General features: G+C 39.4%; 20 protein-coding genes. 18 read left to right on the top strand and 2 right to left on the bottom strand.

Going from position 1 to position 23,393, the window contains the following annotated elements; all coding sequences use genetic code 11:
• The first annotated feature begins 31 nt into the window (after nucleotides 1-31).
• The 18 genes from MKY41_RS10550 to MKY41_RS10460 all read left to right on the top strand — a co-directional run bounded on the left by MKY41_RS10550 (nucleotide 32) and on the right by MKY41_RS10460 (nucleotide 21,393).
• A complete protein-coding gene (locus MKY41_RS10550) occupies nucleotides 32-1,096 on the top strand; it encodes an MBL fold metallo-hydrolase (protein WP_340744971.1) in 1,065 nt (354 codons plus the stop codon).
• Entirely contained in the window at nucleotides 1,093-1,323 is a 231-nt protein-coding gene (locus MKY41_RS10545) for a DUF3006 family protein (RefSeq protein ID WP_340744970.1), read from the top strand. Before MKY41_RS10550 ends, MKY41_RS10545 begins: the two co-directional genes overlap by 4 nt.
• Before the next feature lie 56 nt (nucleotides 1,324-1,379).
• Nucleotides 1,380-2,618 carry a hypothetical protein gene (locus tag MKY41_RS10540; RefSeq protein WP_340744969.1) on the top strand — a complete coding sequence of 413 codons (1,239 nt, stop codon included), beginning with the start codon at nucleotides 1,380-1,382 and terminating at the stop codon, nucleotides 2,616-2,618.
• Nucleotides 2,619-2,873: 255 nt separating this feature from the next.
• Nucleotides 2,874-3,080 (top strand): hypothetical protein, encoded by a 207-nt coding sequence (locus MKY41_RS10535; RefSeq protein ID WP_340744968.1) that lies wholly within the window; start codon nucleotides 2,874-2,876, stop codon nucleotides 3,078-3,080.
• Between the two features lie 5 nt (nucleotides 3,081-3,085).
• Complete coding sequence (locus MKY41_RS10530; protein ID WP_340744967.1) at nucleotides 3,086-3,460, top strand: tyrosine-type recombinase/integrase; 375 nt, start codon at nucleotides 3,086-3,088, stop codon at nucleotides 3,458-3,460.
• Nucleotides 3,461-3,639: 179 nt separating this feature from the next.
• Entirely contained in the window at nucleotides 3,640-3,993 is a 354-nt protein-coding gene (locus MKY41_RS10525) for a hypothetical protein (RefSeq protein WP_340744966.1), read from the top strand.
• Nucleotides 3,994-4,011: 18 nt separating this feature from the next.
• Nucleotides 4,012-4,689 carry a site-specific integrase gene (locus MKY41_RS10520; protein ID WP_340744965.1) on the top strand — a complete coding sequence of 226 codons (678 nt, stop codon included), beginning with the start codon at nucleotides 4,012-4,014 and terminating at the stop codon, nucleotides 4,687-4,689.
• Nucleotides 4,690-5,009: 320 nt separating this feature from the next.
• On the top strand, nucleotides 5,010-5,903 hold the full coding sequence (locus MKY41_RS10515; protein WP_340745681.1) for a tyrosine-type recombinase/integrase: 894 nt from the start codon (nucleotides 5,010-5,012) through the stop codon (nucleotides 5,901-5,903).
• A gap of 5 nt (nucleotides 5,904-5,908) precedes the next feature.
• On the top strand, nucleotides 5,909-6,742 hold the full coding sequence (gene xerA, locus MKY41_RS10510; protein ID WP_340744964.1) for a site-specific tyrosine recombinase/integron integrase: 834 nt from the start codon (nucleotides 5,909-5,911) through the stop codon (nucleotides 6,740-6,742).
• Between the two features lie 726 nt (nucleotides 6,743-7,468).
• The gene (locus MKY41_RS10505; protein WP_340744963.1) at nucleotides 7,469-7,882 is read left to right on the top strand and encodes a recombinase family protein; all 414 of its coding nucleotides are present in this window, start codon (nucleotides 7,469-7,471) and stop codon (nucleotides 7,880-7,882) included.
• A gap of 387 nt (nucleotides 7,883-8,269) precedes the next feature.
• Nucleotides 8,270-9,178, top strand: a complete 909-nt coding sequence (locus MKY41_RS10500) for a tyrosine-type recombinase/integrase (protein ID WP_340744962.1) — start codon at nucleotides 8,270-8,272, stop codon at nucleotides 9,176-9,178.
• Nucleotides 9,179-9,565: 387 nt separating this feature from the next.
• The gene (locus tag MKY41_RS10490) at nucleotides 9,566-11,473 is read left to right on the top strand and encodes a tyrosine-type recombinase/integrase (protein ID WP_340744960.1); all 1,908 of its coding nucleotides are present in this window, start codon (nucleotides 9,566-9,568) and stop codon (nucleotides 11,471-11,473) included.
• Nucleotides 11,474-11,490: 17 nt separating this feature from the next.
• On the top strand, nucleotides 11,491-12,324 hold the full coding sequence (locus MKY41_RS10485; protein WP_340744959.1) for a tyrosine-type recombinase/integrase: 834 nt from the start codon (nucleotides 11,491-11,493) through the stop codon (nucleotides 12,322-12,324).
• A gap of 258 nt (nucleotides 12,325-12,582) precedes the next feature.
• Nucleotides 12,583-15,231: a hypothetical protein gene (locus tag MKY41_RS10480; protein WP_340744958.1), complete on the top strand. Its 2,649-nt coding sequence runs from the start codon at nucleotides 12,583-12,585 to the stop codon at nucleotides 15,229-15,231.
• Between the two features lie 893 nt (nucleotides 15,232-16,124).
• The gene (locus tag MKY41_RS10475; protein WP_340744957.1) at nucleotides 16,125-17,261 is read left to right on the top strand and encodes an S-layer homology domain-containing protein; all 1,137 of its coding nucleotides are present in this window, start codon (nucleotides 16,125-16,127) and stop codon (nucleotides 17,259-17,261) included.
• A gap of 346 nt (nucleotides 17,262-17,607) precedes the next feature.
• Nucleotides 17,608-18,582 carry a hypothetical protein gene (locus MKY41_RS10470; protein WP_340744956.1) on the top strand — a complete coding sequence of 325 codons (975 nt, stop codon included), beginning with the start codon at nucleotides 17,608-17,610 and terminating at the stop codon, nucleotides 18,580-18,582.
• A gap of 346 nt (nucleotides 18,583-18,928) precedes the next feature.
• Complete coding sequence (locus MKY41_RS10465) at nucleotides 18,929-20,203, top strand: S-layer homology domain-containing protein (RefSeq protein WP_340744955.1); 1,275 nt, start codon at nucleotides 18,929-18,931, stop codon at nucleotides 20,201-20,203.
• Nucleotides 20,204-20,412: 209 nt separating this feature from the next.
• Entirely contained in the window at nucleotides 20,413-21,393 is a 981-nt protein-coding gene (locus tag MKY41_RS10460; RefSeq protein WP_340744954.1) for a DUF5050 domain-containing protein, read from the top strand.
• Between the two features lie 411 nt (nucleotides 21,394-21,804).
• On the opposite strand, the gene MKY41_RS10455 is transcribed toward MKY41_RS10460, so the two are convergent.
• Entirely contained in the window at nucleotides 21,805-22,416 is a 612-nt protein-coding gene (locus tag MKY41_RS10455; RefSeq protein WP_340744953.1) for a hypothetical protein, read from the bottom strand.
• The gene (locus tag MKY41_RS10450) at nucleotides 22,391-22,897 is read right to left on the bottom strand and encodes a hypothetical protein (protein ID WP_340744952.1); all 507 of its coding nucleotides are present in this window, start codon (nucleotides 22,895-22,897) and stop codon (nucleotides 22,391-22,393) included. Before MKY41_RS10450 ends, MKY41_RS10455 begins: the two co-directional genes overlap by 26 nt.
• Nucleotides 22,898-23,393: the final 496 nt, after the last annotated feature.

Genomic DNA, 23,393 nt, shown 5'->3' with positions numbered 1-23,393 from the left:
AATAATAGGTAAAGAGAATGGGGGTAGGGGTTTGAAAAAGGTATTCTCAATATTAATGGTCATTGCATTGGCAATCGGTCTTTTACCAGCATCCACTGACGCAGCATCGAAAGAACTAAAGGTACATTTCATCGACGTAGGGCAGGGTGATGCGATATTTATTCAGTCTCCCAACGGTAAGAATATGCTAGTGGACGGTGGACCTAAGTCAGCAGGTAAGCATGTCGTTGATTTCCTTAAAGCTAAGGGAGTTAAAAAGCTGGACTACGTAGTAGCGACGCATCCAGATGCCGACCACATTGGCGGATTGATTGAGGTTTTGAATACGTTTAACGTCATAAACTTTGTGGATTCCGGCTATGTGCATACATCACAAACATATTACGAATTACTGTCGTTGATCGACAAGAAAGAAATTAAATTTAACGTAGCACAAGTGTTAGATAAGATTGCACTGGATCCTCATATGATTATTCGAGTATTATATGCCGATGAAAATGCAAAGGATAGTAACGACGCATCAATCGTATTGAAAGTGACTTACAACAAAGTATCATTCCTGCTTATGGGAGATGCGGATACTGCAATCGAGGACTACATTCGTGGTAAATACGATGTTACGGCGACCGTCCTCAAAAACGGCCATCACGGATCAAATACAAGCAGTTCTGCGGCATTTATCAGCAATGTATCACCTAAAGTCGGTGTATTGTCATATGGCAAAAATAACAGCTATGGCCATCCAAATTCAGCTGTTGAAGGAAGGCTCAATAAAATTGGAGCCAAGATTTACAAGACTGCTGTACATTGTGATATCACTGTCACGACTGATGGTATAAAACATTCAGTAGCAAATAGCTGTGGCAAAACGGCACCTAAACCAGCTGCAGCATCTAAACCTGCTCCTAAGCCAACAGATAAACCGAAATCAAGCAGCGACTTGTCATCTGGAACATACGTTATTCCAGGAGCGCCAACAGTCTATAAAAACTGTACGGAGCTTCGAAAGTATTATCCATACGGTGTGAAAAGCACTCATCCGGCATATGCATCTAAACATGATCGCGATAAAGATGGGTGGGGTTGTGAACGATGAGAAAATTTACTCTTGATCGAATCGAAAATAACATGTATGTATTCTTGGAATACCCTGATGAAAACAAAGAGTTATTGGTCGAGGTTAGTAAATATAATGGCCAGCTTGCTGAAGGCGACATTGTTTTGGTAGAAAACAATATGATCGTCGAAGTGTTAAAACAGGAGACGCAAGACATGAAAGAAAAGGTTAGTAGCCTATTGGAAAAACTGAAGAACAAGAAATAGAATGGGAGGGGCGAACACATTCGCCCTAAATTTGCAATTTCCACAGGAGGAATTGAATGCTTATGAATAAATTGTTCAAAAAGAATGTACTGATTTGGATTTCTGCCATTTTATTATCAATACCGATGATATTAATACTTCCAGATAATACTGAGGCCAAGTGTACTTATGTAAAAGGCTACACAAAAAAGAACGGGACAAGAGTCAGTGGATATTACAGAGGATGTGGGACAACAAGTAGTCCTTCAGAAACAAAATCACCTATCCCTACCTATACAAATAATAATTATGATTATGGTTCATCAAAAATTATTAATCTATACAAAGGTAAGAACTCTGTCGGAACAACTGATGCAGACAAGCTTGTCTACGTGAAGGGGTACTATCGAAAAGATGGAACTTATGTGAGACCACATTTTAGAACGCATCCGAATAATTACCTTACTGATAATTTTAGTAATTTAGGGGTTTCTTTGCTGCCGCCTAAACAGAAATATCCTAGATTCATATTTAATAATGATAAAGATATTGCCCTTAAGGAAAAGTATTTACTTTATAATCTTTCGGACAAAAATCTAAATGAAAAACAGCTTACTCAACTGAAAAGATATACCATGGAGTTAAAAAAAGCGGAATCAAATAAACAAAAAGAGCGGACTGCTATTAGTGAAGGAACAAAATTCTATAAGGCTTTAGGTTATCATGAGGAATTGGCAATTAGTAATACAAAATTTGATTTATATGGTGAACTAACACTTGAGGATTACCTCTATAACGTGATATATAGTATTAACCCGGTCTCTCTAGAAGCACTTGGAGATACAAATATTATTGAAACTTATGCTTATATATTAAGAGAAACGAGAAAGGACCCTACTAAGCGTAGTATTGCTCGAAACTTTGGCGGGAAATTTTATAAACTAATTGGAGTGGAACAGTTTTCAATTGAAAACCAGTTGGAAATGGATGAACTACAAACCTTTGATTTAAACACTACAAATACTGTTGATTGGCCAATAACTCGTTTAAATTCAACTAACGAGTATTCTTTACCATATGGAGAAGTTAGAGACTATTTAATAAGTGTAGGAGCTAACTATAATATTGATTCTAAAATCATTCGGGATTCCATTTCTTATCAAATTTCATTGGAACTCTTATATAGCAACCCTAAGGAATACTTCTTAAATTCAGCACTTACAGAAGGGGTTAAATATTATATAAATCATGGGTTAAGTAATGAAGACGCAGAGCTTCAGACAATAAAGGATATAAACGTAATACTGGCAAGTTAACAAGAAAACATTAAACTACAAACTATTCGGAGACACAATTCACATATGAATTAGTGTCTCTTTTTTGTCATCAACTATACCTTCATAAAGTAAACGATCGATATTCGAAATGAAGTTAATTTCCTTGCAAGTAACTTGTAAATTCTGTTTTACCGCTATTAATCTAGAATTTTTTTAAAATGTTTAATTGATAAAGTAATTGCCAAAGCTATCATTAGAAAGAATTAAGAATACTAAAAAAGGAGGTTTTTAGCGGTGAGAGATTCAAAAAACGCAGTTGAGACAATATCAAAAATAATAAAAAACAATGAGGTGATGGAAATGAGCAAAGATGTAATTCAGAGTGATGTTAATGAAAATCAATTCGGTACACAACCAGTAAAAACACCACTAAAAATTAATACAATTCCCTATTTAACCAAGCAAGAATTGACAATACCAATGCAACGGGATGCAGGATAAGTGAATTGCTGAATATCAAGCTCACGGACGTGAAATGGGAAACCTATCAGATTTGGATAAGAGAAGCGAAAGGGAATAAAGAACGGTTCGTTTTGTTCACGCATGAATGTTCTGTCCGACTAAAAACATACCTGGCAACACGAAAAATCGTAAGCGACTATTTATTCTGCAATGAGAAAGGTGAACAGTTGGATCAGGACGGCGTTCAAAAGAATTTTCGGAACTACTCGAAGACGTTGGGCTTTAAAGTAACCCCCCATACCATGCGGCATACGTTCGCGGCACATCTAGCAGCAAAAAAGATGCCGACGAGTCAAATACAGGATTTGCTCGGGCATGTGAATTTCAACACTACGTATTTACACACGGCTCATGAATGATGCCCGAAAGAAAATGTGCGTATGACCAATATCAATAGAGCGGAAGGCATGTACCTCGTAAAAAACTAGAAGCAACTCCAAGTAGAGCCCGCCTTAGGAATTTTCTTAAATCTATTTTGGCCTTACCCAGCATAGCTAGCATGTACAAACCCAAAAATTTGAAAATGGAGTGATGAACAATGAATAAAGAGATTCTAGCAGTTTGTTTTTGCGACAACACCACGCGATCGAATGCAGAACGAGTATTAAACCAGTTGTTTTCTTTTTGTGCAAAACCGTTTGATCAGATTGAAGAACCTGATATTAAAGCGTGGCTGAATTCGATGGAAGAACAAGGAATACCCCCGTACATGATTCATTCCAAAATTTTTGCTGTCCAGCACTTCTATCAGCAATGTGTAGAAGAAAACGTACTAAAAAGAAATCCAAGCATACTTGTAGAAAAGTATAAACCAGAAGTGTTCATATCGGATGATCTTGTCCAACCGTCGTTACCGACAAGCTATTATACTCATTCAAAGTATCAACAGTAAGAAATAGGAGGTGTAGAGATGGCAGGATATTGGGAGGTGAATTGTGAAGGACTGTCGGAAGACACTCACATCGTCCTCAATTTATTTTTATGGAGCCTAAAAGAGAAGAATAAAAGTCAACAAACTCTAACGCTCTACCGGGCTGCTTTGCAGTCCTTTTTCTTAGCTCATCCAGTTTCTTATAAATCCGTGAAAGCAGAAGCAATCGAGGCGTGGCTTACAGAACAAAGAAAGCATAAAAAAGAGCGGACGGTGAAAGATTATCTAAAGACAATACGCGCCTTCTATAATTATTGTGTTAAAGAAGGGCACTTTGAGATCTTTCCGCTCGACGTGAATCTGCAGGTCGTATCCAGCACGGAACGTTACTGGGAGTTGAAAATTATTCTTCCAAACAAAGACAATCAACGGGTCCTTAATCAGTTTTTGCTTCATATGAAAAACATAGGAAGGTCAGAGAATACGATTGTTTCTATGCGAAGCTGTTTACAAAGAATCTTCAAGGAAATGGACCAATCGTTTTGCAAGCTTACGCTGGAAGAAATCGAACAACGGATGACAGATACTCAGCAACAGTGCAGCGCAGCTACAATGATTGGGGCTTGGAGTGCACTCCGCACCCTTTATGAATATTGTTGGGAGAAAGAAATTCTGAATGTGTGCGCTTCTGGGTTATGTGAATTTAAATTCAAGTAAAATTTTATATTACAGGCTTAGAAGTTCGCAAAAATAAGTGGATGAATGATTATCAAACATGTTCACTCATATTACCAACATAGTACAGGCTAAGAAAGGTAGTCCCCTTTGCGGAGGTAGGGCTTTTTTTGATTGGCGGGTTTTAGAATGAAGATGTATGAGACAAAGGTGAACATTTAGAACTGAAAAAGTGCCTGTACACCACACAATTCAGAATCTATTACAATAAATATTTTAGATTATCGTTAGTATGAATAATACAACAATGGGCCATATTGAAAGCAAGAGATTCCTAGAGATGTAAAGAGAGGTGATACAAACTGGATGAATCAAAAAAGTACTGGATAAGTACGGCTGACCATTTATTAGACGAAACCCGACAAGTACTAAATGAGTATTTACTTAGTTTGAAGTTGGCGAACAAAGCAGAAGCAACTATAGAGAAATATCGAAGGATTGTAGAGTCATTCTTTAAGGACTGTTCGGTTTCTTTAGGAGACATTACAACTGAACAAGTTCGAACATGGCTGACTAATTTCTCGATAGGAAAGAAAGCGGGCACGATTGAATTGTATTTATCGGCAGTCTCTTCTTTTTTTGCCTTTTGTTTAGAGGAAGAGTATATGGAGAGAACCGTCGTGAAAAAACGATGGCGTCCTAAGATTCCTCATTCGTTGCCAAAGTACTTGGATGAATTTGAATATGCACGTGTGAAAGTAACTTCTGAACACTTATCCATTCGTAATCGAGCCTTGCTTTTATTTCTATTATCAACTGGGTGTCGCGTATCAGAAGTAGCAAGTTTACGTGTTCAGGATATCGATTTTAGAAAACGAAAAGTAGATGTATTGGGAAAAGGTCGAAAAATCCGGCAGGTTTATTTTTCGGAGGAGTGTGGTTTAGTGTTGCGTAACTACTTGGATAGTCGTTCAGCGAATGAAGAAGATCCATTATTCATGAATAAGTTCGGTAACGGTCTTCAAGTACAGGGGATCCAGATAGTCCTTCGAAAAGTTGGAGTGAAAGCCGGATTAATGCAATCCTTTCATCCTCATATGTGTCGGCATACATTTGCGACGAATATGCTGGCGAGAGGTGCAGACTTACAATTCATTGCGGACGTGATGGGACATTCAGACTTGAATACAACCCGCATTTACGCTCAAATACCAACAGAGGACATGATATTAACCTATCAAAATATTATGGGGTGAAGAAAATGAATCAAGAACTTATACAAGAGTTCTTTTTAGATAACCACAATCAATTTAGCCCAGAGACAGTACGCGCATATAATTTAGCACTTTCACAATTCTTTGGAGTGTGTGAAAAAAGTGTTGAGGATGTCAAAGCGAAAGATATCCGAAACTGGTTAGAAGACATGAACAATGACGGGTTGCAACCACGTAGCATCCAATTGAAGCTGGCCGCGCTGAAATCTTTCTACCTCTATTGTATGGAAGAAAATAAGATTCATAAGAATCCTACCCAGAAAGTAGTTACACCAAAAAAAGTTGATTCCCTTCCGTATTATTTAACAAAGCGACAATTGGCGATGCTCCAAGAGTATACGAAAAACGATCCGAGGGATAGAGCCATTATCGAAACGCTTTATGCAACGGGTGTACGTGTAAGTGAACTGCTGCATATTAAACTGGAAGATATTAAATGGGATACGCGGCAAATTTTGATTCGTAAAGGTAAAGGAAGTAAAGCACGTCCTGTCCTCTTTAGCCATGGTTGTGCGGAACGTTTGAAACGGTATATCGAAACAAGGAAGTACAACGGAGACTATCTATTTTCAAATAAAAGAGGACAGCCCATCAGTCGTCAATTAGTCCAAAGGAAGTTCCGTGAGTACTCCGAAACTCTCGGTTTTAAAGTGAGTCCTCATACGTTACGGCATACATTCGCTGCGACCTTAGCGGAGAAAGGAATGGATTTCTTATATATCCAAGAACTACTCGGCCATTCCAACATCAATAGTACAAGAATCTATACGCGTTTGATGAATCATGAACGTAAAAAACAGTACGACCAGTATCAACAATAGAAAAGGGGTAGAGGGATGACAGGATATTGGATGCTTTTGTCAATGGTGAAGGAAGAAGGAGAGATATGTTTCATTTAAAATAGTCCATCCGGAGAGAATTCACAAAGTTTTCTCTGGATGGCTTTTCTTTTCTTTCTTGATCGTCATACAATTTCAGGTGAATGCGGGGTGAAAAAAGGGTGCTGATGGGCATGCTAAATAAGCCTTTTCACAAGGCTTTTAAAAAGTATTCAACAAGTTTTAAATAAGGAGCCTTCTTGTAAGTCTAATTGAGGCCAATCAATACCTGTGTAGCTTCTAATTTCCTCTCTTCCGCCGATGGAGGAAGGTAAATAGGTGAAGGAATTGGTGTCTTGCAGCTTTTCCCTTGATGCTTATGATCGGAGTGGAGAGGCTACCCGAGTCCCTCGCTGATTATTAAGTAACCCTTGGCAAGCGGTGTACTTCCTTAAAAGGCCTCCAAGAAGTTCAATATCGCATAGTATTTTAATCGCCCCACTTACTCATTAACCCTCATAAAGATGTCTGTCTCTTTATGTCGCAGTTTGTATTTAAACTACAACCACCATCCCGCCTGTTCGCCTCGCCAGCCGCATCATCTTTCAGATCCTATGCAAGTTGACGAAACCCCGCTAAAAAATTCTATTTGACTGCGTATTAAACAACCAGTAGATAGGCAGAATAGGCGAAAGTTTGGAGAATCAATTTTTCAGGAGATGAACTGAATTGGTTAATGGGAGAGACGAGATAATTGGAATCAGTTACGGCAAATACTCTGTCCGACACAAGCAAGTTGTCAGTCGTCACCAGGAGACGATCGACAACCATGCAAAAAAGCAAGGAATCCTCATTCTGAAGCGCTACCTGGACATCAGTTCCCCGCATTATGCAGAAAGTCGTCCGCAGTTGAACATGATGTTGCGGGATGTACAATCGATGAAACCTCCAGTCGATCATCTGCTGATCTATTCCTCATGCCGAATTTTGCGGGATACCGAAAGCAATGTTCGCACCATCTTGGAAATCTTAAATTATGTAAACACAGTTGTTTTGGTGACGGAACAAGTGACGTACACAGCAGATGACTTTAAGTGGTTGGCTACTTCGTTGATACGGCCAGGTTTAGGTGCAGGCTTCTAACAATGGGAGCGCTGGCTTGGAGCTACATGTGTATTATCTTGTATAGGATTAACAGCAGCCCTAAATCCATTCGAGGATTTAGGGCAATTTATATTTCTCGTGGAACGAGTGTAAACCATTACAAAAAATCAAGGCCATAGCAATTAGACTACTTGAAGATCTACGGTAACTAGTGCAAATAATGAGGTTTTTAGTTATCGATATATTTCTAACAAAATCCATAAGTAATACGCTCCTGACTGCTATCCATTGAAAAAAAAGGAGCCATCCTTGTAAAATCTGTAAAAATATTTTGAGAATTAAATAATACATGTATAGAAAAAGTAAGAACGTTAACACTAGTACCATAATCATTTGAAGTTTCACAGATTAATAATTAAGGAGGTTATGAATAATTCAACGAAAAACTGGGAAAGGCCCCATGAGGCAATTCCCGAAGAAACAAAAGCAATCTTAAATGAATACTTGCTCGGGTTACATCAACGGGATTGGTTAGAATCCATCATATCCATTAACCAGGATGTTCTTGAACAATTTTTGAGTGAGTGTTCTGTTCCCATTCAGGAGTTAACGTCATTGGAGGTCTTCGAATGGTTACAACAATATCTTGATAGGACGAATCTACAAAAAACCAGTCTATCTCTCACCATCCTGATATCCTTTCTCCATTTTTGTTTGAAACAAGGATACATGCAGGCCAATAGCATGGAAAAAAGGCAGCATTCGAAAACCTTACCTAGAAAACATGAAATTCTAGAACGTAAAGAAGGTGATCGCTTGCTAGCAGCTACAGAGACCTTTACACTGAGTGACCATGCCCTGATTCATCTCCTTATTTCTACAGGTTGCCGGCTGTCCGAAGTGTCAAAGTTAAGGGTTCAAGATGTTAATCTAGAAAATCTGCGATTGTTCATTAGAGAAAGAGGCAATAGAGCCCGTTATGTTCATATTTCTGAGGATAGTGCGAAACTGTTAAGAGATTTCATTCATGCCCGTTCAGGTAAAGAAACAGATTTGTTATTTCCAAATGAGTATGGCAAAACGGATATCTACATTAAACTAAGGACGGCCGCAAAAGAATCGGGCTTGGAGTACCATTCTCCAAACATAAATCAGCGTTTGTACACCGAAAAAAAAGTGGATTCCCTTCCCTACAACTTCGATAAACAACAGCTGGCATTGCTTCAAGAGTTGACCAAGGATCATCTAAGGAATCGAGCTATTGTAGAAACTTTATGTGAAACGGGTGTTCGAAGTAGTGAACTATTAAATATCCGGTTAGAAGATGTCAAATAGAATAACTTGTAAAATTTGGTTCTGAAAAAGGAAAGCGAATAAAGAACGGTTTGTCTTATTTAGCTTTGATTGTGCAGAAAGATTGAAAAGGGTATTTAGCTGAATGGCAAGTTGGAAGTAAATAATTCATATCAAATCAAAGAGGAAGAACACTCAGTCGTTGTTTTGTGGAATGACTTTTTCAGCAGTACACAGAAAAGCTTGAATTAAGAGTGACTCCCCACACCATGCGTCACCCATTTGCTGCCCATCTAGCAGAAAAGGGTATGGATTCAAGAATTACTTGGTCATTCCAATATCAAGAGTATAAGAATCTACGCGTTTGATGAATCACGTGAAGAAGAAACAGTATGATCAGTATAACAGTAAGAAATAGGAGGTGTAGAGATGGCAGGATATTGGGAGGTGAATTGTAAAGGACTGTCGCCAGACACGCACTTCGTCCTCAATTTATTTTTAAAGAGTCTAAATGAGAAGAATAAAAGTCAACAAACACTGACGCGCTACCGGGCTGCTTTGCAATCTTTTTTCTTAGCTCATCCAGTTTCTTATAAATCTGTGACGGGAGAAGTCATCGAGGCGTGGCTTACAAAACAAAGAAAGGTCAAAAAAGAGCGGACGGTGAAAGATTATCTAAAAGCAATTCGCGCCTTCTATAATTATTGTATTCAGGAAGAGCATCTAGACATCTTCCCGCTCGACGTGAATCTACAGGTCATATCTAGCCCGGAACGGTACTGGGAATTGAAAACTATTCTACCCAATCCAGACAATCAAATGATTGTGAATCAGTTCTTGCTTCATATGAAAACGTTAGGAAGGACTGAGTATACGATTGTGTCGATGCGAATCTATTTACAACGAATTTTCAAGGAGAAGGATCAATCGTTTCGTCAGCTCACACGGGAAGAAATCGAACAATGGGTGACAGATACGCATCAACAACGTTGTGAATCGGCAAGAAGTGGGATGTGGAGTACACTTCGGACTCTCTATGAGTATTGTTGGGAGAATGAAATTCTCGATGACACCCCCCTTCGTAACAAAAGAAAGTATGCCGAAGCGACCGATGTCTACTGGGAAGTAAAAGGGCGGTTTTCTGTTGAGGAGAACAAGGACGTGATCAATGCGTTTTTGTTGTATCTGAAGAATAAGAAGCGAACGAAAAAAACGATTGATGAATATGGGATCTTCCTAAAACGTTTTTTTTGGACGAACCCTGTCCATTTTACACAAGTGGATCGGAAGCGGATTGACGAGTGGTTTTCCCTGCAAGATCCAGAATGGAGTACGCGAACAATTAACAATTACAAGCAGGTGTTACGTTCGTTTTATTTCTTTTGTGTCCGTAAAGAGTATATGGCGAGATCGCCTCTTCATTACTTCTGGGTGGAGAAAAATGCGTTAAAAAAGTACTGGAAGACGGATAAAGTGTTTCGTAACAGGATCAACAAGGAAGTCGTAAATGAGTACTTGCAGTCAATGAAGATTGCGAATATGAGTGAACTAACGATCCTTCTCTATAAACGTACGTTAGAAACGTATTTTGTACGGAAGGAAGAAGACTTTTCAACGATTTCTTTTGATGAAATCTTGCAATGGCTCATCCAGCAACAAAAAGTAGTTCAAGCAACAACGGTTAACGGGCGGTTATCGATATTAGCTTCTTTTTTCAGGTTTTGCGTGGAGGAAGGCTACATGGAGAGTGTTCCCATCAAGCCCAGGTGGTATCTGCGAGAACCAAGACCTTTACCGAGGTATCTCGAAAAAGGAGAACAGGCAAAAGTACGTCAAAGCGCAGAAAAGCAAATACTTCGCAATCGAATTATCGTGGAATTCCTACTCTCATCGGGGTGTCGCATACGTGAACTCCATCTACTGGATAAGAGTGATGTGGAGTTAGAAAATCGAACAGCCCGGGTGATGGGAAAAGGAGGGAAAATTCGCGAGGTGCATTTTTCCGAAACGTGTGCGCTTTTATTGGAACGGTATGGGGAGATGGAAGAGGTAAAGGGAGAAGAACATCCTGCCTTATTGGTTTCCAATATAGGGACAAGACTCGGCATATCACGTATGCGAAAAATCATCAACCAAATTGGGAAATCTGCAGGAATCACGGGCTCCCTATACCCCCATCGCTTTCGCCACACATTTGCAACAGAGTTATTAACCAAGGGGGCAGAACTTGATTTTATCGCAGATGAACTCGGGCATGCGAACTTAGAAACGACGAAAATTTATGCACGGATTCCTGAGTGGAAATTAATTCGTTTATATAGAAGGTATATGGGATAAGAAAGAGGGAGAGAATAATGTCGAAAGACTATATTGAGCAATTCAAAATCGAATATCAGCTTCGATTGGCACCCATCACGATCCAAGGTTACCAATTTAACATCCGCCAACTACTCGAACAGACGGGAAAACCGTTTCAAGACATCACCCGAAAGGACGTTCGAAATTGGTTGATGCTGTTAGAGGAAAAAGGATACAAACCAACGACCGTATACACAAAATTAATCGGGGTGAAAGCTTTCTTTAAGTATTGTTTGGAAGAAGGCTTGATTGCCACCAATCCCGTAGAGCATATCCCGTACCCGAAAATACCCGACAAAGTTCCGATCTACTTGACGAAACCGCAACTTGCGCAACTCCGTGAATGTGTCCAACATAGTTTGTTGGAACGGGCCATCGTCGAAATGTTAGTGGCGACCGGGATTCGCAAGAGTGAGCTTGTCGCGATGAAAAAAGAAGATATCAATGAAACAGAACGAAGTATTCATATCCCGGATGGAAAAGGAAACCAAGGCAGGATCGTATTGATCAGTCTGGAAAGCCTTCAGTATGTAACAGCGTACTTGGAGAGCCGAACAGATGCGTTGCCTTATGTGTTCGTCAATCACCCAGCGACCAATCGAATACGCCATCAGAAAATCAATGAAAACTTCCAAGCATATTCCGAACGATTGGGGTTTCGTGTGCATCCGCACATGCTACGGCATACGTTTGCGGCACACCTCGCCCAAAAAGGGATGCCGGGCGAAGCCATTCAACAACTACTTGGGCATCAGAGACCCGCGACCACTCAACTGTACGCCCGGTTATTTAACCAAGCACGAAAAGAAACATACGACAAATGGATGTAACCTGGCGACGAGCGCAGGGTACATCCTTTCTTGTTCATACAACGTCATTCTTCATCGTCTTCATTCTTTTTAGGAGGACGACCCGTATCCATCTTTTGAAGAATTTCTCGTTGCTCTTCTTGGGTTAAGTTCGTATATAACACAGTGGTCTCAATCGAATTATGCCCCAGCTGATCGCGGAGGCCCACCTTAACGCTACTTTTACATTTTAACAAAAACGTCTGACCCCTTGGTAGTAAAGGGCTCAGGCGTTTTTTAGTGAATTCGAAACGGACGGTAAAGGCGGTTAACGCTACAACTGTTGAAGTAACATTCAAAGATGCAGTTGAAAACATCAACTCGTTGAACTTCACAATCGAAGGTTTGACAGTTTCCAACGCAGCTGTGAAACAAACTGACAACAAAACAGTTGTATTGACGACTGCAGTTCAAAAAGGTGGAGAGAAGTACACGGTTTCTTTGAATAACACTGAAATTGGTTCATTCGAAGGTATCTCTGCTGTAGTTCCTACTAAAATTGACATTACAAATCAAAATGTACAAGGTAAAGTAGGCCAACAAGCAATCTTATCTGCTGATGTAGGCGTGAAACAAGCAGGTATCCCTGTAACTTTCAACGTGAAAGCAAATACAATCAATACACTTAATAAAGACCAAGTGTTCGAAGCCGTTACAAATGCTGATGGTATTGCAACACTATCTTATACACAATACGCAGCTGGCGTTGACGAAGTTGTAGCATACCCAACAGGCGCACCTACAGTACGTGACTATGCAACAGTTCACTGGGGTGTTGACACAATCCTGACGCTTGAAGAAGACGATAAAAAAGGTGCTTCTTTAAACAATGGAGAAAACAAAGTTTACAAAGTAACATACAAAGATCCTAAAACAGGCAAACCAGTTGCTAACAAAGATTTGAATGTTACGTTTGCTGAAAACGTTGATGTAGCAGTTAATAAATTGACTGATGCAACAATCGACGGACAACGTGCATATCAAACAACTAACAATCTAGTTGAGCAAGTGATTGTAACAACTGACTCAAAAGGTGAAGCAACGTTTACTGTTTCCGGTACAAACACAAAAGCTACTCCAGTAGTATTTGTTGATGGTACAGGATATAGCAACAACGATACTAACAAGAAACTAGATCGTACGGAATTACAAGTGAAAGCTGCTGAGTTAACTTTCGGTGCAGTCCATGCAAAATACGAAGTAGAAGTTACTCGTGATGGTGGCGAAGAGGCTGCAATTGGTGATGACAACGGTCGTGTTTATAAAATTGCAGTTAAAGACGAAAACGGTAAAGCAGCAGCTGGAGAAGTTGTCAATGTCGGACTTGACGAAATCCTTGACAGAGTGATTTCAACAAATACACAAGCAACATTCGTTATTGACAATGACGAATACAAAGGCGATACAGAATACACTAATACTAACGATGATCAACAAATTCGTATCAAACTAGATTCCAAAGGTGAAGGGGAATTCAAGATTGTCAGCGATCACGAACGTGATTACGCTACACCAGTAGTCTGGATTGATATTAATACAAGCAGCAATAAAGATGGCGTACTTGAAGAAGGTGAGCCAACGAAAAAAGCTCCAATGACAATCTTTGCAGAAGAAAAAATTGAAGGTAGCAAGCTCGCGGTATTCAATAATACTGCTGGTGGAGAAATCAAGGATAATCGTCCAGTAGACGCAGCAGATATTGTTGAGTTCCGTTTCGACATCGCTAACCAAAGTGGAGAAGAATACACTCGTGATGATGTTGAAGACTTTAAAGCTACTTTCCAAGTGAAAACTGACGGAACAAATGACGTATATGTTTGGACAGATGCTGCTGATGTCGGAAACTATTCCAAAGGAAAAGTAATCTCTACTCGTCGTGGTGAAACTTTCAATGTTACAGCTACTCCAGCCGGTTCTAAACAGGTAAAACTTTATGTTGGTACTAATGGCTTTTCATCTAATATTGATGTAACTGCTTATGGTCAAGCGACAATTAGAGAAGATGGCAAAAATAAAGTTGTTCGCCTCTCTGAAAGTAAAGTGGCAAAAGCAACCTTCAAAGCTTCTTCTGATCTTGGAACTTCACACACTGGTATCGTAGAAGCTTTCGATAAAGACAAGAAGAAATTGAAATTCGAAAACAAAAAAGAACTTAACTATAAAGAAGAGTTCGATGCTAACAAAGTTCTTTACGAAGATGCTCGTACATCTACGACTCTTAAGTTGAACTTTGCACAGTTTGAAGATATCGTTTCAACTAGTCCAAATGCAAAACTTCACTATTACAAAAACAATGATGGAGTTATTACATTTACAATTCTAGAAGCGACTTCTGCTGCTGAACAAACTCAACAAGCAGTTGATGCTGAAGCAGCAAAAATCACAAGCATTACAGCACCAGCTCAAGATGCTACATCTCTAGATTTACCAGTAGTTCCGGAAGGTTTTACAGTAGCTATTAAGTCTTCAAGTGATGAAGCTGTTATTGATACTGATGGTAATATCACACCACCAGATGCTGCTACTACTGTGACATTAGTTCTAACAGTTTCTAAAGACGGAAAAACTGCTGATACTCAGTCTATCGATGTAGTTGTACCTGCGAAGTCTGTAACACCTCCAGTTCTTAGCGATGATACTGAATTAACAGTAACTGTTGGCGAAGAGGCGGTTGTTACTGATATTACAGGAACTGTTTTGACAGTAGCAACTGGCACTACAGCAGCAGAGTTAGTAGCTGCACTTACTGCACCTGCAAATGCAAGCTTTGAATTGCAAGATACTAATGGAGATGAAGTAACAGGTGCTACTGTAGTAGATAATACAATGACAGTTGTTGTTACAGCTGAAGATGGTACTGAAGAAACTTACACAATTGTAATTGCATAAGTTTCTAACATAATTCAGGCATTTCAAATTCATTAGAATTTGAAAGAATGACAGAGATCTCCTTGAGTCTTTTAGACTTGAGGGGAGTTTCTGTTTTTACTAGCATTATTCAATTAAAAAAGAGAGAGTAATGTAAAGTTTAGTTGCCTGTCTCTTTCAAAAAGTTAATCCGGAGAATTTCAAGCTAATTTCTCGAGTTCGATGCTGGGTTCTGAAATAATTCAGACAACTTGCATTTTAATGTGGAAAGGCTTCGTAGAGAGTAATCTCTGCGAGGCTTTTCTTTTTGCATTTCGTTTATTTAGGTTACGAGAAGACTTCAATATCGTAACTGATTATCTGCAATATTACGGCATTTGAGAACCCGAAGGAAACTGCGAGTTATTGATTATCATGACGTTAAAATCCCTTTGTGCTGGGATCTTAAACAGCTTATTCATGTGTAACGTCAGACAAAATGCAATTGGAACTGCTTATGAATAGGTACCCAGTCCCCACACAATTCAGACGTCGTTCTGACAACTGTGTGAGGAAACGAAGGTACTAGCCGTCTGATCGAGAAATCGGTCAGACGGCTAGTTTTGCTATTTAGTTTTAACTTGCGATTTGGGACGTCTATTATTACCTGAGAAACTTTTAAGCTACTCTTTCCAAGATAATCCTGAGGAGCTTGCTTGTTAAAAAATTATAATTCAGCATATAAAATTGATGCACCATACGCCGTCTGAATGAGCAGTGACTACTAATTTTCTATCTACCTTCCTTCATCTTCTATCTTTTCACATATAATACGATATAATGAATAGGAACTATAAAGCAGGAGTTCGCTCGAAGGAACGACAAATCTAATAATATGTTCAATGCTATACAACAAATGAACGGAGAGATAGATCATGCATACAAAACAACTTTTCCTTGCCACCGTGGCTACATTGCTTACCGTGCCGGCGGTGGTTGCACCGGTACAGGCTGCAGCAGACACTGCAAAAAACTACCAAGATTTCATAGATATTTCAAAAAATCATTCTGCTTACAATGAAATTATGGCTATGCGTGAGCAGGGCATCATCAGTGGCTATCCCGACAACACCTTCCAACCTGGACAAGCTATCAGCCGGGTACACGTCGCATCATTGTTTGTCCGCTCGCTTGACTTGCCGCCAGTACGACCAGGCAAAGAATTCAAGGATGTGCCCAAAACGAAAGCTTACTATTATGATATCCAAAAGGTTTATAGAGCCGGAATCTTTGATGGCAAACCAGACGGTACATTCGGAATCAATGACAAACTAACGAGAGCGCAAATGGCTAAGGTCTTGTTTAACGCATTTAATTTAGAAGAACATAAAGGGTATATCTTCGATGATATTTCGGAATCGAATTGGGCGAAAGATTATATCTCTTCGCTTTACATGAGTGGGATTACAACAGGGAATAATGGCAAGTTCAATCCCCAAGACACTGTATCTAGAGCCCATTATGCTGTATTTTTATACCGTGCACTCAATCCTGATAAAGCACCCGTACCTGATAAACCATTAAAGCCAAAACCACCAATAACTAAAACGGAAGATCCAGCACCAACCGGCCAACAGCCCATACAGAAGCCAACACTGCCAACTGAGAGACCAGTCTTTCTACCCGACGATTGGCCTTTTCCACCAAGCGGGCTTGTGCCGAGAACAGAAGACGTTAAAAAACCCGCCGGCTGGACACCTGCTATCTATGATCAGCATATGAAAAAAATCGAAGAAACTGTGTTTACATATTCACCAAAAAGAGGAACAGGTGTACAATTCGGAAAAGGTGGATTCGCTTTATATGAGTTAGATGATCCGTCATTTATATCTATGAACGAAGCACAATTAAAGTCTATTGGTTCGAAATCGACAATTGAAGAATGGATTGCCGGTATAAACTATGCACTCGAAACGGGCGATGTTTATATAGCATCTGATAATTCATATGCCTTATATGCCCAATACAGTAAAACCGATACAAACGGAGCAGCTATTATTTATATTCGCTAAACAATTAACTGAAGGTATCTGTGCATGCGCATTGTAGAAAAGAAGAGCATTTCAATCGAGAAAAATCGATTGGGATGCTTTTTTGTTTCTATTATCAACTTGTAAAATTGAGTGGTTCCATATCCTTTGGTTTCAGATATCGTTACGAATGCCGACTTGCTATTCCATATTAAAAAATGCCAAGTATTCTATTAAAAAAGAGACCTTAAATAGTATAATTGAATCAGGAGAAAAGAGGTGGTTATTTAGTTGATTTGGTTTTAGAACAGCAGAATGATTAGGTAGTCTTGAATTTTAAGTAAATCCAACGGTTACATCTCAAATTTATTTTACGAAGGAGAATTCCATGAACAAAATCGTCAAAGTATTGGCAGTGTGCTTTCTCGCCATTACATCATTATTATTCCTTGCAGAAAACAAGGCTAGCGCTAAAACGAATGAAAAAGTGTATAAGACATATTCATTGTCCAGTGAAAAATCTAAATTTCCGATCAAACTCAGCAACTCTTTAGTGATTGATGTCACGTCAAATAAAGAGCCGGTCATTAAAAAAGGCAACCGTGTTGTTTGGCAAGGTGTCGGCGGGTGGATGAGCAGTGAGATCAGTTTCACAGTTACCAAAACCGATGATACCTATCTCTTTTACAAGACTGGCGCGGGGGGAACGGAATCAGTTGAAGTGATTGGCACGAACCGCGATGGAAAGATGTTCATGAACAAAACATTCAATGGCGACGGTGCGGGCATGTATGCTAGGTTTGTATCTTCAAGCATTATCGAAATTGGGGTAGAAGAGTTCAGTTCCTTTTATGATGGATCTACTGCCAGTAAGCATTCGGATTCTTTTAAATCCAAATTTTATCAGCTATATGTAAATGGCTCTGCTAAAGAAATTGCTTATTTTGACAGCACTTTTGCTTCATTAGCCAAAAAAGGTCAGTTGAAATGGGTACCGGGAGCACTTGGAATGACATTTTCCAACTTGAAATCTGCTGTTCAAGATCCGTATGCCCGCCAGGAAATGGCCGAGCACTATAACTTCTATTATACCGAACTTGGAAACTATGGCTTTTACTATAATAATGATGTAAGCAAAACAATAAAACCAAACGCCAAAGTGCGAGGGATTTTCCGAAGCTCCGATCTTCACGGAAATAGAAATTCGTTAAGACCGTTTTTCAAAAAACAATTCGGCAAAGAAGTGTTAAGTTACGGCAACCATTTGGACGTATATCGAGTGGGCAAGTATTACTTGGCGGTACAGTATTTTGACGAGGACACTGTGCACCTCAACCTGACTACGGATAATGTTTTCCGCTAAGAGAAGGTACCTGTGCCCCACATAACTCAGACAAGATTCTGATTAGTTGTCGATGTACGAAGAGAAGAGCTTCCTGATCGAGAAAACCGTCAGGAAGCTCTTTTTTTATTTTCAACTTTTGATAGTGGACGATTTTCGTAATTTCTACTTAAGTTCGTCTCCCTCCTGTAAAATAGGACTTCAAATTCTATCACTTGCCTGCTACACGATTAGCCTTCCTCTGATGAACCATGATGAAAAGAAGTTGAAAATGGTTCGCAACTACTCTATGTACTTGTCATTTAAATAAGCAAATATTCATGGTACGATAAGCATGTAGTGGAATTATAGAAACGGAGGCACGAGTGTGAAAAAAGGGTATATATTGGGGGTATTTTTTGCATTTGTTACACTGACATTCGGGATTTTGAAGGTTGATGCGAAGGCCTACAGTTTTCAAGATGTCAAAAGTGAAAGTTCTCATTATGAAGCGATCAATTATCTGAGTGAAAAAGGGTTCATTGGCGGGTTTCGTGTAGCGACGAATGTGCTGGAATTCAAGCCGAACGAACCGATCTATCGTTCAGAAGCAGCTGCTATGCTGTCCAGTGTTTTTGATTTGCCTGTAATGGAAAAGCATCAGGCCGTCGTGGATGCTTATAAAGACTTCGATCCTGACCATCCGCTGATCCTATCCATTACCTCGACAATCAACGAGGGCATTTTCAAGGGAGAGGATGGATATTTTAAAGACAGTCCGATGAACCGTGAACAAATGGCGACGATTATTGTTCGTGCATTCGGCCTTGAAGTGGCAGGCAATCGCAAATCACAAATCAATCTTTCCAATGTATCGGCAAGCCATCAGGAAGCGGTCCGCATTCTTTCTACGTCAGGGGTAACGACGGAGATAACAGATTTTCGCCCCAAAGAAACAGTGACACGTGCTCAGTTCGTCACTTTCCTTTATCGAGCGATGAAAGCGACGGGATTGCAACAATACACGACGAATGAAGAAAAACAATACGAGAATTTCCTGTTCATCGATTATGTGTATACAGGCATCTATGGCGATTCCGCGTATATTTACGCTAATAACCCACCTTCGTTTTTTAAATATATGAATGTATCGAAAGAGGATTATTTGAAGGGAGCAGAATATGCGGTAGCCTATCCGAATTCTTATATTCTTCTCAATAAAGATAATGAATATATCCATCTCCCGCAGAAAAAAGAGATTATTTCGAGGAAGCGGACGAATATACCAATCTACTCAAGGGCGCTGAGCACTTTTTCGCTAACCGATCCAAGCGAAGTCCCTATCCCTGCCGGAAAGACGCTCGAACAACTTGCGGTTGAGCAAAAGGCAAAGCAAGCAAAACTCAAAGAAGAAAATCAACTACGGCACAGCACATATTTCAATTTGTTTGATAAGGTACCAGAAGATATCATCAGATGGCGAGCTGACAATATTGGCCCGGCCAGAGACCAGCGTCAACCGATGGATCCATATGAATTGGTGGAATTGATGAATCGGGTCATCGAAACGGGAGAAGTGTATGATGGCGGGTACTATTCTATGCATTATGATTTTGAAAAAGGCATTATGCATATCACCATGCGTGAAGTGTTTTTCGATTAGAACGAAGTGCGGAAGGACTGGGATAGTTTTTCAATAAAGACATTGATAGCCTGAGACTGCCGAGGAAATCGGACAAGAAACGAGCCGGTCTTCTCTGATATGAATGGAATCGGGCTAAATGGCTAAGTATCCAAGAAGACGACATCCGAATTTTATAGTAAGTGAAATGTTTAAATTAGAGAAAATATTATTGTTGGAGGTATGCAGAAGTGAAACGATGGGCATCAGTGTTAGCAATATTACTATCTATTAGCCTACTATTTCCTAGCTTCATTGAAGCGAAAGCGAATAATGTAAGTTTGGATTTGAAAGGAGATAATTATCAGTCACGAAGTTTTGCTGTCAAAAGCGGTGATACTTACTATGTAAATACAGGGTCTCTGGAGAACCAAGCTCCCGGCATATATAAAATGAGCAAAAACTTAAAACAATACAGACTCATTAAAAAAGGCAGTTATAGCAATATTACGATTTACGGAAATACCTTTATTGTATTTAATGAAGATGAAGGCTTACTACAACAAATTACCTTGGACGGTAAAGTCATCAAACAATATCCAGAAGTGACTAGCAGCATCTTTCAGATTAATGGTAATACGATTTACTATATTACCGAAAAGGGTTTCTATCAAATAGGTGTGTCAGGCAAAGGGAATAAGTTCCTTTATTCACCAAAAGGTCATGTCCAAGAGTATGCGGTCCATAATGGATGGCTCTATTTCACATATACGCTCCCTGTAAGTAACGATCCTTATGATTTAGATGTTACATTCAATTTGGCAAAAATCAAAATTGGCAGTCCCCAAAAAGAAACGTTATTGATGAAAAACATGTATAATATTGATTCTCTTATTGTGAGGGATGGATATATCTATTCCGTCATTCATAAGAACTCTAGTAACTTAGGTAGGCATCTGTATCGGATGGATTACAGTGGGAAGAATGTAAAACGTGTCTCTAATGTAGAAACCTCTTCTTCATTCATTGGTTCCAAGCATATTTATTTTGTGAATAATACATTCGCCGATACCCAAACACTTTTCCGAATGACAGTGGATGGAAAGAAAGTTGAAAAAGTGGGCACGATACCAGGTAGAAAGGCCAATTTCGAGTATTATAATGGTGTGTTCTATTTTGAAGTACAAGCCCCTAAGCAACATAAATTTTTCCTTCATAGGATCTCAATTTAAGTTTAGGTGTTGAGTTTCTTGAGGAAGGGCTCTGTGGAATGAACTTTCCGCAGAGCCTTTTTTGAGCAACTACTTTTTATCCCTTTCCCTGCAATACATTACATATTTCTGTGTATCTATATCTAGCAGAAAAAACTGGATAAAGCTGTAGAATTTCCATCTCGTCAAGTTGGATTGATACTGCAGGCGCATTATTGCCTATATGATGGATTAAGGATAAGAGCACAAGACGAAGAGTGGCGGCTGGCTGCAGCGGAGAGTCGATTTTTAATATGGGTGCGGAAAGATTTCCGTTTTAAAATAAAAATTTAAAAAAGAAAAGCCCTGTGGAGATTTCTTCACAGAGCCTTTCATCAATCGGATGCGAGTTTTCTGAACTATTTCAGAACCTGGCACACAAGTTTAATTTATTTAAGGATTATTTCTTAACTGTAAAATAACTGAGGCTGCTATTATGCGAATGAGTGGATCTTCTGAATCCAATTCCTTTTCCGCAATATTCCATGCCTTGTCCACCAACGGATCCTTAATCTGTTTAGTATCTGATAATGTGTTTACCTTTAACACTTGTTCAAGTTCAGCCAATTGAAAAGGATATTTAAACTTTGTGACCGTTGCGCGATTTCTCAAATGTTCTTGTACTTTTTCATTGAGTTTCGTACGTTCAACTGTAATCACCCAATCAACCGGTCGCTGATGACACATTCCTTCTTCGTTATCATAGTCAGCACGATATATATAATCACCCAACACACCGATGTGTACATAATCTCCCTCTGCAACCATCACATAATCATCTGGTTCCATTACATTGACAAACGTGTTAACAACACCTTTATAGTACGCCATCTTCTGTCCCACGTAAGAAGTATAGGTCTTGGCTAGACGCGTCTCAATCTCTTCGGCATCAGCTTGCGAAAGATCTCCGACTCCCGGCCATCCGATTGCAACAAAGCCATCAGTTAAAAATAGTGGTAATCGTTCCTTTCCGTGCGGCCTACTTTTCATTTGAAATAAATTCATCAATCTTGCCCCTTCCTCTTGCCACTTTAAGTTGTAATTCATCCAGACTGTATTTGCTTTTCGTTACAATTCCCCTATGTCCAATTGTCTCCTGGAACTTCTCGCTAAAATAAGCCATCTCCTCTTCTACTACCAGCCACTCCACAGAACGCTGATGACAAAATCCATCTGCTGGATTATCCAAGGATGGGACATATTCATAATCTCCAACTATCCCAATACTAACTAAGGATCCATGACGAATACCTATCAAATCTCCCGCTTGCATTCGATAGACAAAACTCCAAATTGCACCCAATGCATTTCCCAGCTTCGAGTCATGAATTTGATACACAGTCCGTACTCTGTCACGGACCTCATCCTTTGTTACTCCTTGCAAGGAACCAATTCCCGGCCACCCAATCCCAATTCGGTTTTCTCTGATAAATTCTTGATAACGCTCTTTACTGTGCGGCTTTGTTTTCATTTGATAGACATCCAATGTATTCACTCCTTTGGGTTCTTAACGATTAAAACTAGTATAAGGTATTTCCATTAAGAAATCAACCCTTATTAACCTTTAAGGACCCAAAAGAATATTGAAGGTTAGTGATATGAAAGCGTCACAAACAGACTGCTGACATAACAGATTTATCAAAAAGTTATTCAGTTTATTCTCTTTTTTGTACACAGGATCCTATTGGTTTCCAGTTCACCTACACTTTTTAGAATCCCGCTACGACAATGAGGACTTCCAACAGACATCAACTAGTAACCATAATTATCTTGTACTACGTACCTTCCTTATAGATAAACTTCCGAAATTGACAATAACTCGCCCTAAAAAGCCATCTACCCAAAAGAAGACAAAAGAAAATTTATATCGTTAAGGGGCAAAATCCAAACAAAAAGAAAAGCCCTGTAGAGATTTCTCTCTACAGAGCCTTTCCTTAGTTGAATGCAAGTTATCTGAATTGTGTTAGAACCTGGCATCCGAA

The sequence above is a fragment of the Sporosarcina sp. FSL W7-1349 genome, assembly GCF_038003045.1.
Taxonomy (GTDB): Bacteria; Bacillota; Bacilli; order Bacillales_A; family Planococcaceae; genus Sporosarcina.
The sequence above is the reverse complement of the archived record's forward strand: the minus strand, read 5'-3'. Positions and strand labels throughout refer to the sequence as shown.